Source organism: Euhalothece natronophila Z-M001 (assembly GCF_007904085.1).
Taxonomy (GTDB): domain Bacteria; phylum Cyanobacteriota; class Cyanobacteriia; order Cyanobacteriales; family Rubidibacteraceae; genus Halothece; species Halothece natronophila.
This window is the reverse complement of sequence record NZ_CP042326.1, coordinates 2977434-2992939: the sequence shown is the minus strand read 5'-3', so window position 1 is coordinate 2992939 and position 15506 is coordinate 2977434. Positions and strand designations below refer to the sequence as shown.

General features: G+C 42.4%; 16 protein-coding genes. 9 read left to right on the top strand and 7 right to left on the bottom strand.

Features of this window, described 5'->3' with window-relative positions:
* Nucleotides 1-71: 71 nt before the first annotated feature.
* The 4 genes from FRE64_RS14750 to hemC all read right to left on the bottom strand — a co-directional run bounded on the left by FRE64_RS14750 (nucleotide 72) and on the right by hemC (nucleotide 5650).
* Nucleotides 72-1442 (bottom strand): aminopeptidase P family protein, encoded by a 1371-nt coding sequence (locus tag FRE64_RS14750; protein WP_146296926.1) that lies wholly within the window; start codon nucleotides 1440-1442, stop codon nucleotides 72-74.
* Nucleotides 1439-2446, bottom strand: a complete 1008-nt coding sequence (locus FRE64_RS14745; protein WP_146296925.1) for a DnaJ C-terminal domain-containing protein — start codon at nucleotides 2444-2446, stop codon at nucleotides 1439-1441. The genes FRE64_RS14750 and FRE64_RS14745 overlap by 4 nt, the downstream gene beginning before the upstream one ends.
* A gap of 45 nt (nucleotides 2447-2491) precedes the next feature.
* Nucleotides 2492-4582, bottom strand: a complete 2091-nt coding sequence (dnaK, locus tag FRE64_RS14740; protein ID WP_146296924.1) for a molecular chaperone DnaK — start codon at nucleotides 4580-4582, stop codon at nucleotides 2492-2494.
* Nucleotides 4583-4684: 102 nt separating this feature from the next.
* Entirely contained in the window at nucleotides 4685-5650 is a 966-nt protein-coding gene (gene hemC / locus FRE64_RS14735; protein WP_146296923.1) for a hydroxymethylbilane synthase, read from the bottom strand.
* Nucleotides 5651-5846: 196 nt separating this feature from the next.
* Here hemC and argF point away from each other — a divergent pair, with 196 nt between their 5' ends.
* Nucleotides 5847-6758, top strand: a complete 912-nt coding sequence (gene argF, locus FRE64_RS14730; protein ID WP_146296922.1) for an ornithine carbamoyltransferase — start codon at nucleotides 5847-5849, stop codon at nucleotides 6756-6758.
* A 1-nt stretch (nucleotide 6759) separates the two neighbouring features.
* Here the strand turns inward: argF and FRE64_RS14725 are convergent, their stop codons facing one another.
* Both FRE64_RS14725 and FRE64_RS14720 read right to left on the bottom strand, forming a co-directional pair.
* Complete coding sequence (locus tag FRE64_RS14725) at nucleotides 6760-7131, bottom strand: DUF948 domain-containing protein (protein WP_146297381.1); 372 nt, start codon at nucleotides 7129-7131, stop codon at nucleotides 6760-6762.
* Nucleotides 7132-7207: 76 nt separating this feature from the next.
* The gene (locus FRE64_RS14720; protein ID WP_146296921.1) at nucleotides 7208-7480 is read right to left on the bottom strand and encodes a DUF7219 family protein; all 273 of its coding nucleotides are present in this window, start codon (nucleotides 7478-7480) and stop codon (nucleotides 7208-7210) included.
* Nucleotides 7481-7546: 66 nt separating this feature from the next.
* On the opposite strand from FRE64_RS14720, the gene purC reads away from it, so the two are divergent.
* The 7 genes from purC to FRE64_RS14685 all read left to right on the top strand — a co-directional run bounded on the left by purC (nucleotide 7547) and on the right by FRE64_RS14685 (nucleotide 14166).
* A complete protein-coding gene (gene purC / locus FRE64_RS14715) occupies nucleotides 7547-8284 on the top strand; it encodes a phosphoribosylaminoimidazolesuccinocarboxamide synthase (protein ID WP_146296920.1) in 738 nt (245 codons plus the stop codon).
* Nucleotides 8285-8385: 101 nt separating this feature from the next.
* Nucleotides 8386-10392 carry a BamA/TamA family outer membrane protein gene (locus FRE64_RS14710; protein WP_146296919.1) on the top strand — a complete coding sequence of 669 codons (2007 nt, stop codon included), beginning with the start codon at nucleotides 8386-8388 and terminating at the stop codon, nucleotides 10390-10392.
* Nucleotide 10393: 1 nt separating this feature from the next.
* Complete coding sequence (gene lpxC / locus FRE64_RS14705; protein ID WP_146296918.1) at nucleotides 10394-11224, top strand: UDP-3-O-acyl-N-acetylglucosamine deacetylase; 831 nt, start codon at nucleotides 10394-10396, stop codon at nucleotides 11222-11224.
* Between the two features lie 155 nt (nucleotides 11225-11379).
* Nucleotides 11380-11889, top strand: a complete 510-nt coding sequence (gene fabZ / locus FRE64_RS14700; RefSeq protein ID WP_146296917.1) for a 3-hydroxyacyl-ACP dehydratase FabZ — start codon at nucleotides 11380-11382, stop codon at nucleotides 11887-11889.
* 33 nt (nucleotides 11890-11922) lie between these two features.
* Complete coding sequence (lpxA, locus tag FRE64_RS14695) at nucleotides 11923-12729, top strand: acyl-ACP--UDP-N-acetylglucosamine O-acyltransferase (protein ID WP_146296916.1); 807 nt, start codon at nucleotides 11923-11925, stop codon at nucleotides 12727-12729.
* On the top strand, nucleotides 12726-13898 hold the full coding sequence (gene lpxB / locus FRE64_RS14690; RefSeq protein WP_146296915.1) for a lipid-A-disaccharide synthase: 1173 nt from the start codon (nucleotides 12726-12728) through the stop codon (nucleotides 13896-13898). Before lpxA ends, lpxB begins: the two co-directional genes overlap by 4 nt.
* 37 nt (nucleotides 13899-13935) lie before the next feature.
* Nucleotides 13936-14166 (top strand): hypothetical protein, encoded by a 231-nt coding sequence (locus tag FRE64_RS14685; protein ID WP_186708862.1) that lies wholly within the window; start codon nucleotides 13936-13938, stop codon nucleotides 14164-14166.
* Between the two features lie 4 nt (nucleotides 14167-14170).
* Here FRE64_RS14685 and FRE64_RS14680 read toward each other — a convergent pair whose 3' ends face one another.
* The gene (locus FRE64_RS14680; protein ID WP_146296913.1) at nucleotides 14171-14506 is read right to left on the bottom strand and encodes a hypothetical protein; all 336 of its coding nucleotides are present in this window, start codon (nucleotides 14504-14506) and stop codon (nucleotides 14171-14173) included.
* A 490-nt stretch (nucleotides 14507-14996) separates the two neighbouring features.
* On the opposite strand from FRE64_RS14680, the gene FRE64_RS14670 reads away from it, so the two are divergent.
* The gene (locus tag FRE64_RS14670; protein WP_146296912.1) at nucleotides 14997-15491 is read left to right on the top strand and encodes an SgcJ/EcaC family oxidoreductase; all 495 of its coding nucleotides are present in this window, start codon (nucleotides 14997-14999) and stop codon (nucleotides 15489-15491) included.
* Nucleotides 15492-15506 lie beyond the last annotated feature (15 nt).

The following is a 15506-nucleotide window of genomic DNA, read 5'->3' as shown; positions in this document are numbered from 1 at the left end:
ACTTAAGCTTTTCTGCTAAAAAATTCGCAGAAGGGGTTGAAATGAATACAAAAAAAACTAGCTTTCTTCCTCTAAGGGATTAAAGTCATTGCCTCGATTTTATCCCGTTGGCAAGGAAGAGGAGCGGTTAATACCTCTGCACCCTCTGAGGTGACTAAGACATCATCTTCAATCCGAATCCCTCTCACATCAGAAAATTGTTGTAATCGCTCCCAGTTAATTACATCCCCATAGGTTTCTTGCGTTTGAGGATCATTAAGAATTGCTGGCACTTGATAAAAGCCCGGTTCAATGGTAACTGTCATCCCAGGTTTTAAAGCGCGATCGAGCCTCAGATTTCCTAAGCCAAAGCGTTCACTGCGTTGCCTACCTGGGGCATACCCTGCTACATCCCCTAAATCTTCCATATCATGGACATCTAAGCCCAGTAAGTGTCCCACACCATGAGGGAAAAATAAAGCATGGGCATCGTTAGCCAGTAAATCAGAAACATTCCCCTTGAGAATACCAATTTCTACTAATCCTTTCGTAATGATCCGCGCGGCTTGCCAATGAATGTCTTTATATTCTACATCGGGGGCAACCATAGCAATACAAGCATCATGGGCGGCTAACACTAAATCATAAATTTCTTGTTGGGTGGGGGAAAATTGACCACTCACTGGCCAAGTACGAGTAATATCAGAGGCATATCCCCCTTTGCTTTCTGCGCCCACATCCGCTAAGAGTAAATCTCCTTCTTGTAGGGTGTGGGAATAGTCGTGGTTGTGTAAAACGTTTCCATGGATAGTGACAATACTGCCATAGGCTGGCGTTTGGTTATGGGCAATCATTACCGCTTCCATCGCTGCCCGAATTTCGGCTTCCGTTTTCCCTGCTTGAGTAGCTTCCATTCCTGCTTGATGGGCTTGGATTGACACTTCTGCTGCTTGACGAATTTCCCCGATCGCGCCTTCATCATGACACAAGCGCAGATCAATCATTGCCTCAATTAATGCTAAATCTTTTCCTGTTGCCTGACTCGGCTGGGGAATTGTCCGTTGTAAATAGTGACATTGTTCTTGATAAGTAGTGGAATCAAACAGCGCGATCGTTGCGATTTCCTCATTCGTGGGGGATAATTCTGCTAGGGGATAAGCTCGATCTGCCCCCATTTCAGTGGCAATATCATCACGACTCGGTTGTTCACCGCCCCATAAAATACTTTCTGAGGAAGGATTATCCATAAACAGGGTGAGCTTTCCTTGCTCTAACTCAATCACCGCATTTTCTAAAAACAAGCCAGCAAAATACAAAAAATGGCTACTGGGGCGAAAAGGAAAGGTATTCGCTGGAAAATTGCGAGCAGGAGCGCGTCCCGACCATAATAAAGCCTTATCAGGGAATTTTTCCGCTAATCGCTGGCGACGTTGTTTGAGGATGGTTTGTAAAGATAGTGTCATTTGTCCGATTTCATGATTGAATCACGAGGATTAAAGGTTTCTACTGCTTTGAGTTGTTCATATAACTCTCTTTCTGCTTCACTGGGTTCACTAGGCACAACAATTTGCATCTCCACTAACTGATCCCCCCGTTCTCCTTCCACAGGGTAGCCCTTCCCTGCTAATCGTAAGCGTTGCCCAGATTTAACCCCTTTTGGCACCGACATCTGCACCAACCCATCAAGAGTGGGAACTTTAATCGCGCTACCTAATACTGCTTCACTGGGGGTAACAGGAACTTTGCAAAAGATATCTTTCCCCTGTATTTTAAAAAAGCAATGATCGGCAATGGTAATAGTGAGATATAAATCGCCCCCATCCAGTCCCTGTCCGCGTAAACGCATCTGTTGCCCATCGATCATCCCCGAAGGCATATCAATCTCTAAAGAGCGTCCATCTTCTAATCGGATGCGTTCCTTACCCCCCCGATAAGCCTTTTCTAAGGGCAATTTCAGCCGTGCTTCTACATCCCGAGGACGTTCCTTTTCCGTGTAGTCAGCGTCTCTTCCTTGTACCTTATAGGCAGTTTTTCGGGTTCCAGGGCGATAGGCTTGACGGTCATCAGGGGCAACACGGCGAGAGGTTTGAGGATTTTGATTGGCTTGACTGCGTTTTTTAGCAAAGGTTTGCTCCACAAAGCGATTAAAATCGGGCCCATATTGCTGATAATCGGTAACACTATTACTGCGACGGGCTTTTCCCTTGGAGACTTTGGTATTGCGTCGGTTTTTCTTACTTTTCTTCTTGGTTTGGTTTATTTCGTCGTATTTTTCTCGTTGCTGTGGATCACAGAGAACATCATAGGCTTCCACTAAATTTTTAAAAGTTTCTTCAGCTTGTTTGTCCCCAGGATTAAGATCAGGATGGTATTTTCGAGCCATGCGACGGTAGGCTCGCTTAATTTCTTCCACTGTCGCATCAGGGGGAACATCTAACAGTTCGTAGTAATTGGGCAAATTATTCATTTTAGAAACCACCTGATTGCTCAGTTTAGCTTAGGAACACTGGCTTTAAAACCAATCATCGTCTTCCTCATCCCAATCATTTTCATATTCATACGGACGACGACGGGAGGAACGACGGGGGGGACGAGGTTCATAATAGTCATCATCATATTCAGGTTCATAGCGAGGACGACTACGGGGACGGGAGGAAGGTCGCGGTTCTCGGGGTTCTCGGGGTTCTCGGGGTTCTCGGGATTGGGTGCGGTAGGGAGGAACACGGTCTTCTTCATCTCCTAAGAAGGTGCGCTTGATCGAGCCAAAGAAGTCGTCTTCCTCATCTTCATATTGTAAACGAACTTCCCGATTTAGCTCGTAGAGGGCATCTTGGAGATCAGATTGAGCGCGATCAATTCCTCGTTCGTCATCTCGGGCTAAACTTTCTCGTAATTCCTCAATAAGGGCTTCAATCCGTCGTCGATAATAGCTAGCAAATTGCGTGCCAAAATCAAGGGCAACTTCTTTTAAGCGACGTTGGGAACTATCAGCAAGGGCTTCAGCACGATTACGTTTTTCAATTCGTTCTTTCCGTTCTTGATCCGCACGGCTGTTGGCTTCAGCATCTTGGATCATGCGATTTACTTCACTTTCAGATAGGGTAGAAGCTCCCTGAATGGTAACACTTTGTTCCCGTCCTGTGGTTTTATCAAGGGCAGTGACGTTTAAGATGCCATTAGCGTCTAAGTCAAGGGAAACTAGAATTTGAGGCACACCACGCGGTGCTGGCGGAATGCCTGTGAGTTTAAAGCGTCCAAGGGATTTATTTTCTTCTGCCATTTCCCGTTCCCCTTGTAAGACGTGAACCTCAACCATGGTTTGATTATTTTCACTGGTGGAGAAGAGATCAGAACGTCGCACAGGGATGGTGGTATTGCGCGGAATTAGTTTTTTCATCACGCCACCAATGGTTTCAATACCAAAGGAAAGGGGAGTGACATCGAGGAGTAAAACGTCTTTCACTTCTCCTGCTAGAATCCCTGCTTGAATAGCAGCCCCCACAGCGACAACTTCATCAGGATTAACGTTTTGATTGGGTTCTAAGCCAATTAAATCTCGCACCATATCCTGTACCATGGGGATGCGAGTTGAGCCACCGACTAAGACCACTTCATCAATATCATCGGGTCGCAGTTGGGCATCTTTAAACGCTCGTTTTAGGGGACGGCGTAACCGTTGCATGAGATCAGCACAAAGCCCTTCAAACTGCGATCGCGTTAATTGAGTTTCAATATGTTTGGGTCCACTTTCACTGGCGGTAATAAAGGGGAGATTAATTTCAGTTGTACCCACCCCAGAGAGTTCAATTTTTGCCTTTTCGGCGGCTTCAGAGAGGCGTTGTAGGGCTTGTCTGTCCCGTCTGAGATCAATGCCTTCTTTCTCTAAAAAGTCATCGGCTAGCCAATTGACAATTTTCTCATCAAAATCATTCCCTCCTAACTGGGTATCCCCACTGGTGGATTTGACTTCAAAAACCCCGTCTCCCACTTCTAGGAGAGAAACATCAAAGGTGCCGCCCCCTAAGTCAAAGACTAATACTAAACTATTATCTTCTTGATCTAACCCGTAAGCTAAAGCGGCTGCAGTGGGTTCATTGAGAATGCGTAACACATCTAACCCTGCAATACGCCCTGCATCTCGGGTCGCCTGACGTTGAGAGTCATTGAAATAGGCGGGAACAGTAATGACTGCTTCGGTAACAGGTTCCCCTAAATAACGGCTGGCATCTTGGACTAATTTCTGTAAAATTCGTGCTGAAATTTCTTCTGGGGAAAATTCCTTTTTGAGACGAGGGCAGCGTAATTTAATATTGCCCTCATCGTTGCGACGAATGGTGTAGGGAACACGCTTACTGGCTTCACTTAATTCGGAATATTTACGCCCAATAAAGCGTTTAACGCCAAAGTAAGTATTTTGGGGGTTGAGAACAGATTGTCGTCTTGCCATTTGCCCCACTAATAATTCCCCATCTTTGTTAAAACTGACCACAGAGGGGGTTGTCCGTGTTCCTTCCGCGTTGGCAATTACTAAAGGTTTGCCTCCTTCGGTAATTGAGACAACTGAGTTGGTTGTTCCTAAGTCGATCCCGACAACTCTCCCCATGAGACTCCTTAAATGTTCTGCAATCTAAGTTAACTTAAGTTTGGCTTATATTGTATCGAATTGTTGCTATTCTCCTACAAAGGATGAGGGAATTTTTTGCTTTTAACGGTCAATTTGGGCAAAAATTTCATCTAAAATGGCTTGTGCGCCCTGATCTCTCACTTTCTGCGCTAATTCTTTTCCTATGTTGTCATAATTTGCGCGATCGCTGCTAACTGTATCTTTTAGCAATTGTTTACCATCGAGACTTGCCACCATTCCTTTTAAGGTTAATTGATCTCCTTCTATCCAACTATTAACCCCAATGGGAACTTGACAGCCTCCTTCTAATTCTCTTAAAAAGGATCGTTCAGCAAGAGTTCGATCGCGCGTTTTGTCATCTTCAATCGCTTTTAATAAGTCTAAAATCCGTTGATCTCCTTCTCGACATTCAATGCCTAAAGCCCCTTGTCCGACGGCGTGAAGGGAAATATCCCCTGGGATACATTGGGAAACGCGATCGGCCATTCCTAACCGTTCTAACCCTGCTACAGCTAATACTAGGGCATCGTAGTCTCCCGCATCTAGTTTCTTCAACCGAGTATTGAGATTTCCTCGTACATCTTTAAATTCAAGATAAGGGAAATGATACCGTAATTGCGCTAACCGACGAAGAGAGGATGTTCCCACAATTGCCCCTTCTGGCAACGTCTCAATGGTATAGCCTTGATTTTTCTCATTTAAAACCAAAGCATCGGCGGGATTTTCGCGACTGGTAACACAGCCTAACATTAAGTTTTCTGGCAGTTGTGTCGGTAAATCTTTAAGAGAATGAACTGCTAAATCTACATCCTCATTCAGTAACCCTAACTCTAATTCTTTGGTAAAGAGTCCTTTATCACCAATTTTAGAAAGGGCAACATCAAGAATTTTATCCCCTTGGGTACTCATCGCTTGTATTTCAAACTGATGATCAGGAAAATGTTTTTGTAGTTCATCCCGTACCCAATGGGTTTGCACCATTGCTAAATTACTTTTTCTTGTGCCAATGCGAACCAGTTTACTGCCAGAAGAGGTCGTTACTGTCATCTTACCTTTAAGTTAATTTCACCCACTTTACATTCTTACATACAAATGCTTAAGTTCTGAATAACTTTTCAGCAACTGATTCCTCTCGCTTGGCTCAAGAGTTGGTTCAGCTTACTAACAGTTATTCTCGAAGCCTTGGTAAGCTATATTCAGGAAATACCTCGCTTAACACATAACTAACCCGATTGAATCACCCATGAAGGGAAGAAATTTACTCAGTCTCACTGACTGCAATCAAACCGAATTACAAGCCTTATTGGACTTAGCGCAAAAAATGAAAGGGGGATACAGTCCCCAGTTGCCCTCAAAGCAAGTATTAGGACTATTATTTTATAAGGCTTCTACTCGAACGCGAGTCTCTTTTAGTGTTGCCATGTACCAACTAGGGGGTCAAGTTATTGACTTAAACCCCCAATTTATGCAAGTAGGACGCGGTGAACCAATTCAGGATACCGCTAGAGTTTTAGCAGGATATTTAGATGTAATTGCTATTCGTACCTTTGCTCAAAGTGAGCTTGAAACCTTTGCCCATTACGCTCAAGTTCCTATAATTAATGCTCTCAGCGATCGCGCTCATCCTTGTCAAGTTCTTGCTGACCTTTTAACCATTAAAGAAACCTTTGGACAATTAAAAGGACTCACTTTAACCTACTTGGGTGATGGGAACAATGTTGCTCATTCACTCCTTTTAGGCTGTGCCATGGCTGGAGTCAATATTCGAGTAGTGACCCCAAAGGAATACCAGCCAGATACGACGATTGTTGAACAAGCTAAGGCTTTAGCTTCAGAAACTGAAATTGTACTTACTACTGACGCGGAAGCGGCTGTAAAAGGGGCAGAAATTCTTTATACTGATGTTTGGGCAAGTATGGGGCAAGAAGACTCGGCTACCACTCGCTTCCCAATTTTTCAGCCTTATCAAATTAATGAAAAGCTCTTAAAACAAGCCCAATCAGAAGCAATTGTTCTACATTGCCTCCCAGCTCATCGGGGAGAAGAAATTACTGAAGCCGTCTTAGAATCTTCACAATCCCGAGTTTGGCAACAAGCTGAGAATAGAATGTATGCCCAGAAGGCTCTATTGGCAAAATTACTTGGCGTAGATTAAGTTACCTTTGATTTCCTTGCCAAGTTTTCCAAGCGACTTTAAGACCAGTAATTACTCCCTGAGTTTGCTTTTTTACCCCTTTTGCTTGATGTTTAGCAGTTGTTACTCCCTGGTCGAACTGTTGGACAGTTTTGGAAGCACTTTTTACCCCGGTATTCACATCATTGGTCAGTTCAGTAATTTCTTCCCCGGTTAGCCGAATTGCTTTTAGGGTAGAGGGCAGTTCTTGGTGTAAAGTATCAATGAACTTATCTGCATTACGGGCAGCTCGAGCCAACTCAAGAAATGCAGGAAAAGCAGCCATTAACACCGCCGTGAGACTGACAGAGACTAAAAATAGGGAAAGCGCTAGCCAAAATAAAGGGCTACTAATGCTAGTCATTAACCTTAACGTGCTAAAAATCAATACTTGGACAAACAAACAAAAGAGTAGATAATTACCCTAACTTTTAGGAATCAGAGGAACTATTTTGCTCATTAATGCCGAGACTTTTGCGGGAAGATTTTAATTGCTTCCATAATTGCTTAATATCTTGATAAGCCTCTTCAGGGTCCATTTTACCAGCAGTTTCTAAATTACAAATATAATTCACTCGCTGAGCAAACTCTTGTAAATTAGAATTAAAAATCATATTTTCAGGCTTAACGTCTCCACGATAGGAGTAACGTGGGTAAAGGAAATTGTTTTTCTCTTTTTTTTTATCAGAGTTATATTCTGCCATACTATAGACGACTCCAATAAGAAGTTTTAGTTCAACTTTAGCGTAACTTAACAGTAGATGAAGCAAATGGAAAAGTTATACGAAGGAAAAGCCAAAATTATTTACTCCACTGAGGATCCCGAGATTCTATTAACCCACTTCAAAGATGATGCCACCGCTTTTAATGCCCAAAAACGAGGCACTATCACAGAGAAAGGAGCAATCAATTGTCGAATTAGTAGTGCCTTGTTCCAGCTTTTAGAAAACCAAGGACTTGCCACACACTATCTTGATCAACCTACCCCCCAGCAAATGCGAGTAAAATCAGTTACTATCTTGCCTCTAGAAGTTGTGGTGAGAAACATTGCCGCAGGTAGCCTATGTCGAGAAACAGGACTGGAGCAGGGCACTATTTTGCCATTTCCTCTAGTAGAATTTTATTATAAAAAAGATGAACTTGGCGACCCTATTTTAACGCGCGATCGGATTCTAATTCTTAATCTTGCCAGCCTCAATCAACTCGAACAACTACAAACTAAGGCTCTTGCTATCAACACTCACCTGAAAACCTTTTTTAGCCAATGTGGCATTACCCTAGTAGATTTCAAGTTGGAATTTGGACTTGATAAAGAGGGGAATCTTTTATTAGCTGATGAGATTAGCCCTGATACCTGTCGTTTATGGGATCAAAATGAACCTGATCCAGAAGCCCGTGTCATGGATAAAGATCGATTTCGCCAAGATTTAGGCAAAGTGGAGAATGCCTATCAGCAAGTGCAAACCCGAATATTGTCACAACTGCAATTGACAACTAAAGAGTCATAGCAAACAATATAGCAGATAGCGATTAATTGGTTCTTTATAGATAACCAATCGCTAATAATCAATCATAGATTGGGTGCGTGGAAGTGTTAAAACTAATTAGAATGTCTCATTTATCTCCAATTATTTCAACTGCGACAGTCCTTGCTTTCATCGGTTGGCAGGGTGTCGCTTATGCTGAGACGCAATCAGAGCCAGAGGAAGTGACTGCGCTACAAGTTCAAGCTCCTACAGATCCCTCACCAGCGCTTCCCAGTAATGGGGAAGAAGCTCCCTCTCCAGCCCCTCCTGAGATGGAATCGCCCCAACAGCAGATGCCTGAAGGTGACGCAGCAGATGAGCCAGAAGTACTGGTCGTTGAGGTAGATGTAGAAGGGGTAGAAGGAGAATTAGAGGACATTGTCTTTGATGCAACAGATATCCAGCCAGGACGAATAACCACTCGTTCTCGATTACAAGAAGATGTGAATGCCATTTTTGCCACTGGTTTATTTTCTAATGTGAGAGTGGTTCCAGAAGATACCCCGTTAGGGGTTCGAGTTACTTTTGTAGTAGAGCCAAACCCCACTTTGGAAGAAGTGCAAGTAAATACTCTTCCTGCTGATCAAGAAGAAAGAGTTTTACCAGATGAAGTAGTGGATGAAATATTTCGGGATCAATATGGCGAACTTCTCAATTTCCAAGAATTACAAAATAATATCGAACAGTTAAATCAGTGGTATCAAGAAAACGGATATGATCTTGCTCAAGTAGTGGATTCTCCAGAAGTTTCTGAAGATGGAGTCGTTACCATTACTGTTGCTGAAGGAGTCATTGAAGATATCCAAGTTCGTCTCCTTGATGAAACTGGGGAAGAGATAGACGGGCGAACTCGCGATTTTATTATTACCCGAGAAGTTGAACTTTCACCAGGGGATGTGTTTAGACGGCAAACGGCTCGTGCTGATTTAGAGCGGGTTTTTGGCTTAGGAATTTTTGAAGATGGTAATTTATCTTTTGAGCCGGGAGATGATCCCAGTAAGGTAGTGCTTAACTTTGAAATGGTAGAAGGGGATACTGGCTCAATTGGTGCTGGGGCTGGTGTTAGTTCTGCAACAGGATTATTTGGCACAGTTAGTTACCAAGAACAGAATTTAGGTGGCAATAATCAAAACTTATCCACAGAATTACAAGTGGGTGGTCGGACGCTGTTATTTAATGCTCGTTTTCAAGACCCTTGGATTGCTGGGGATCCTTATCGCACGTCTTATACTGCTGATTTATTCCGCCGTCGTTCTCTTTCGGTGATTTTTGACGGTGGAGAAACAAATGTTACTTTGCCTGATGGTGACACCCCGCGAGTGATTAGAACAGGTGGAGGAGTTGAGTTTGCGCGTCCCTTAGCACCAGACCCCTTTACTCGGGCTGAGTGGAATGTTTCCGCAGGCTTAAATTATCAACGAGTTCAAATTGAAGATAGTGATGGACAGATTTCCCCTAGAGATGAAGACGATAATCAATTATCCTTTGATGAAAGCGGTCGTGATGATTTGGTGGTGCTGGAGTTAGGAGCAAGACGCGATTTACGTGATAATCCTCGGCAACCCACAAGTGGGTCGGTTTTACGACTAGGGGTGGATCAATCAGTTCCCATTGGCTCTGGGAGTATTTTCTTTAATCGCTTAGAAGCGGGTTACAGTCAATTTTTCCCTGTGGATTGGACAAATTTTGCTGATGGCGCTGAAACCTTAGCGTTTAATGTACAAGCAGGAACGGTTTTTGGAGATTTACCCCCCTATGAAGCGTTTTCTTTAGGAGGGACTAACTCAGTACGAGGTTATCAACAAGGAGATGTCGGAGCTGGACGTAGTTTTCTCCAGGCAACTGCTGAATATCGTTTTCCCGTTTTTGATATTATTGGTGGTGCTTTATTCGTGGATGTGGGAACGGATTTAGGCACTGGTAGTAATGTTCCTGGACAACCGGCAGAGGTTCGGGATAAGCCTGGTAGTGGTTTCGGTTATGGCTTAGGGGTGAGAGTTGATTCTCCTTTAGGTCCTCTTCGCTTAGATTATGGGATTAATGATCAAGGGGATAATCGCATTCATTTTGGCATTGGAGAACGGTTTTAAGATGGTAGAAGAGCAAACCCTTGCCACTTCTTTTACAAGTTCGGGAGTGGGATTACATTCAGGCGAGGAAGTAACGGTTACAGTTAAACCAGCACAGGCAGGAGAGGGACGTTATTTTGTTCGGACTGATTTACCCGAAGCGCCGTCTATTTCTGCCACTGTAGAAGCGGTGAGTCAAACCCAACTGTCCACCGAATTACAACAAGGTCAGGCAACAGTGCGAACGGTAGAACATTTATTATCGGCACTGTTTGGGTTAGGTGTTGATCATGCTCGCATTGAAATTAATGGTCCAGAAGTTCCGTTATTAGATGGTTCTGCTCTCAGTTGGACACAACAAATTCAGCGGGTAGGACGGGTAAGTTGTCAAGTCCCAAAACAAAAAGGCTTAGTTCTCAATTCTCCAGTGTCAGTGCAAGAGAAAGATGCCATTGTTGCAGCGTTTCCAGCAGATCAAACGCAATTAAGTTACGCTGTTGATTATCCCGTTGATGCTATTGGTCAACAGTGGTTAAGTTGGTATCCTGAAAAAGGAGACTATGAAAGCGCGATCGCGCCAGCAAGGACTTTTGTGCTTGCTAAACAAATAGAAGCCTTGCAACAAGCGGGATTAATTAAGGGAGGTAGTCTTGATAATGCCTTAGTTTGTGGTGAACAGGGTTGGTTAAATCCACCTTTACGCTTTGCAAATGAGCCAGTTCGTCATAAACTACTGGATTTAGTGGGTGATTTAAGTTTGTTGGGAATTTTTCCCCAAGCGCATATTTTTGCCTATAAAGCCAGTCATCATCTACATATCCGTTTAGCTAAGGAATTAATGAGGACTACCTAAAATGCCTACTTTTTGCTAGTTTTACTCTTTTCTAGTCTCTTAGTTATTGAAATCACCCCTAATTCCCTTAAAATTAACTTAACGAGAAACAAATGTGAAGATAGTTCCCAATGTTATCTTCAATAATTAAAATTAGACTCTTGTAAACATTACTTATGTCTTCAGTAACTTCCGAAACCACTCACCTTGAATCTGAACAATCTTCTGTTCCTTCTACCTCTAGTGATCCCAAGAAAACGATTTATACCGTTGAGGAAATTCAAAAACTTCTTCCTCATCGCTACCCTTTTGCCCTTGTTGACCGTATCATTGAGTATGTTCCTGGTGAACGGGCAGTGGGGCTAAAAAATGTTACTTTTAATGAGCCTCATTTTCAGGGCCATATTCCGAATCGTCCCATTATGCCAGGAGTGTTAATTGTTGAGGCAATGGCGCAAGTTGGTGGTGTAGTTTTAACCCAATTACCAGAGGTGGCTGGAAGTTTCTTTGCCTTTGCCGGTATTGACAAAATTCGTTTTCGTCGTCCTGTAGTACCTGGGGATCAATTGATTATGAATGTTGAACTATTGTCTTTCAAACGAGGGTTTGGCAAGGTACAAGGGTGTGCCACAGTTGAGGATCAAGTGGCAGCCCAAGGAGTTATGCTATTTTCCTTGTTTGAATAGCCTGAATCAAAAGGAAAGGTTAGGAGAAACTTTGTGGGTACATCATTAATTCACCCCACTGCTGTAATTGCAAATTCGGCAGAATTAGCCCCAAGTGTTGAAGTTGGGGCTTATGCAGTTATTGGCGAAAAAGTAAAAATTGGCTCTCAAACCGTTGTAGGACCTCATGTGGTGATTGAAGGGCCTACAGAAATTGGAACAAATAATCGTATTTTTCCAGGGGCGGTTATTGGCTTAGAACCTCAAGACTTAAAATATCGTGGGGCTCAAAGTTGGGTAAAAATTGGTGATGATAACCTCATTCGAGAATATGTCACTATTAATCGAGCCACTGATGAAGGAGAAGTGACTTTTATTGGTAATCACACTCTCTTAATGGCTTATGTTCATGTGGCTCATAATTGTGTAATTGAGGATGAAGTTGTCATTGCGAATAATGTTGCTCTTGCCGGTCACGTCAAAATCCAAGAACAAGCAACCATCGGTGGTGTATTAGGGATTCATCAGTTTGTTCAAATTGGTAAATTGGTAATGGTAGGGGGCATGAGTCGGATTGATCGCGATATTCCTCCTTACCTTCTAGTAGCAGGTAATCCGGGGCGAGTGCGTTCTTTGAATCTAATTGGGTTGCAACGGCGTGGATATAACGATGAAGCAATTTCTAGTCTGAAAAGGGCTTATCGTATTTTATATCGCTCTGGTTATACCTTAGAAGAAGCTTTGGGGAAATTAAAGCTCCTTTCGGGTTCGGAACCCTTGCAAGAGTTTTATGAATTTATTGAGGACTCTCAACAAACAGGTCGTCGAGGGTTAATGCCAGGAGAAAGGCGATCGCGATGAAGACGAAAACAATTTTTATCAGCACCGGCGAAGTTTCTGGGGATCTACATGGCGCCTTGTTAGTGGAAGCCCTCCATAAGCAAGGGGAAGCCCTGGGAATCCCCTTAAATATTATTGGTTTAGGCGGCAATCGTATGGCGCAAGCAGGGGCTCATTTGTTGGGCAATACCACCAATATTGGCTCAGTGGGCATCCTAGAATCCCTTCCCTTTATCTTACCTACGATGAAGGTTCAAAAACGGGCTAAGGCTTATTTAAGAAACTCCCCCCCTGATGTGCTGGTGCTGATTGATTATATGGGACCCAATATTGCTATTGGCAATTATGTGCGTCGATTTTTTCCCCAATTGCCAATTGTTTACTATATTGCTCCCCAATCTTGGGTCTGGTCTCCTTTTCCTAGTAATACCCAGGCCATTATTGATCTCAGTGATCGTCTCTTGGCAATTTTTCCTGAAGAAGCCCGTTTTTTTGCGAGCAAGGGAGTGAATGTAACTTGGGTGGGTCATCCTTTGTTGGATCGGATGGAAACTGCTCCAAATCGGCAACAAGCACGTCAACAGTTAAATATTTCCCAAGAGGCAACGGTGGTCACGTTAATTCCCGCCTCTCGTCAACAAGAGCTTCAGTTGTTATTGCCTGTTATTCTGGAAGCTGCAGCGATTTTACAGGAAAAATTCCCGCAATTACAGCTATTATTACCCTTATCTACCCCTAAATTTTCGCTGATTATTCAAGAAAAAATTAAACGCTATCAGTTACCTGTCAGGATTATTCCTGAAGATACTTTAAGCGCGATCGCGGCTGCCGATTTAGCAATTACCAAGTCAGGAACAGTTAACTTAGAATTAGCTTTGTTAAATGTTCCACAAGTGGTGTTATATCGTGTAAATCCTCTAACAATGTGGGTAGGGCGAAATTTATTAAATTTTTCAGTACCTTTTATTTCTCCGACAAATATCGTTGTTCAAGAAGCGATTGTTCCCGAATTATTACAGGAAAACGCTACAGTTTCTACAGTCGTTACAGAAGCTCTTACTTTACTAACTAACGACCACAAACGAGAAGAAATGTTACAAGGATATCAACGAATCAGAAAAACTTTAGGACAAACAGGAGTGCGCGATCGCGCAGCTCAAGAAATTTTATCTTTACTCAGGTTAAACTAGAAGAGTAGATAGAAGATTTGTGAAAAGACTAATTAAAATGAACCGATTAATGTTAGCACTAGTTATCTTTATCTCACTACTAGGAGTAGCAAAACCTCTCTCAGCACAAGAGAATAATACTAGGAAGATAGTGCAAGAGGATATGGTGACTTGTCCGGAAGGGCAGTTTCCTTCTCCCTTTTCCGATGTTCGACCAGATCATTGGGCTTATGAGGCTATTTTACGAGTATCTTCTCCCCCAATACAGTGTTTTGAAGAAACTCAATAATTAATTACCCAAAAAATATCATCCATTTAAGATTATCAAGTTTCCGAATCATAAAGGCTGCTGATTCTGGTAACTTTAATTCCTCTTCATTATGTTGGATAGGAATTAATTTTGCTTCATAAAAGTTTAAAATTAAGCTATATTCTCCCTCATAGACTACCCAAAAAGTTGTTCCCACTGAAATCTCACTTAAATTTTCTAAATTAAAGTTATGAGGATGAAAAGACTCATTTTTTAAATAAATAGTTGAATTATCTACTAACTGCGATAAATCCAACTCACCCTGATGAGAAACATCAATATAAACAACTTTATTAAGTGTATTATCAGAATCTTTCATCTGCATCTTCGCGCTGGAGACTCCCATTAGTTCTACGGATTTAAGCGCAGACAATAGCCCATTAGGAAAGCGCGTCCTCCATTGAATGTTTGTACAAGTAGGTTTGTTGAACGTTTTCGGACACTATGTTGGATCGTAGCCCCGATACTTTCATATTATGCCATCTTTAGCGACTGAAAGCATTAAGTGAAACTGATAACAGATCACTGGGGGTAAAATTGTCAATGTAAACCGCGATCGCGTAACTTAAAAATTATGCGCGATCGCGCTTCTCGTCACTCTCTTTGCTCACATTTGGTCTGAAATTGTTTGGGCAAATATTCTCCATTTCTTAAATCAACCTGCTTCCTTGAACAGGAAAACTGGTTTTATCAGTTATTACCTTTTCCCCAGAAATTATCCTTAGTAGTGTTGCTTTATTTCGTCTTCTGATTTAGGATTGCTATAATTGTGGCTCTTTTAATACCTTAACCAAATCAAAGGAGATTTTATGAAAAAAATTATAACCTTAAGTGTATCTTTCCTTGCTGCTACCTTAGTGGGCTATGTCTCTCATGGAGTTGCAGAGACTAATAACACTAATAACGAAGAGACACGGGAAGAAACTTGTAAAGCAACTTCGGAAGAGGAAATCGCTTCACTTTTTGAGCGTTGGAATGAGTCGTTAGAAACAGGTGAACCAAGTAAAGTAGCTGATAACTACGCAGAGGAATCAACTCTTTTACCCACTGTTTCAAATCAACCCCGCCTCACCCGAGAAGAAAAGAAGGATTACTTTGATGATTTTCTAGAGGAAAGTCCATCTGGAGAAATTAATTTTCGCAACATTAAAATTCACTGTAATACTGCAGTAGATGCTGGTATTTACACCTTCACCTTTGCTGATACGGGGGAAATAGTTACGGCGCGCTATAGCTATACTTATCAATGGGATGGCTCAGAATGGTTAATTGTTAGTCATCACTCTTCAGAACTACCTGAGTAAGAGTAATCAATGAGC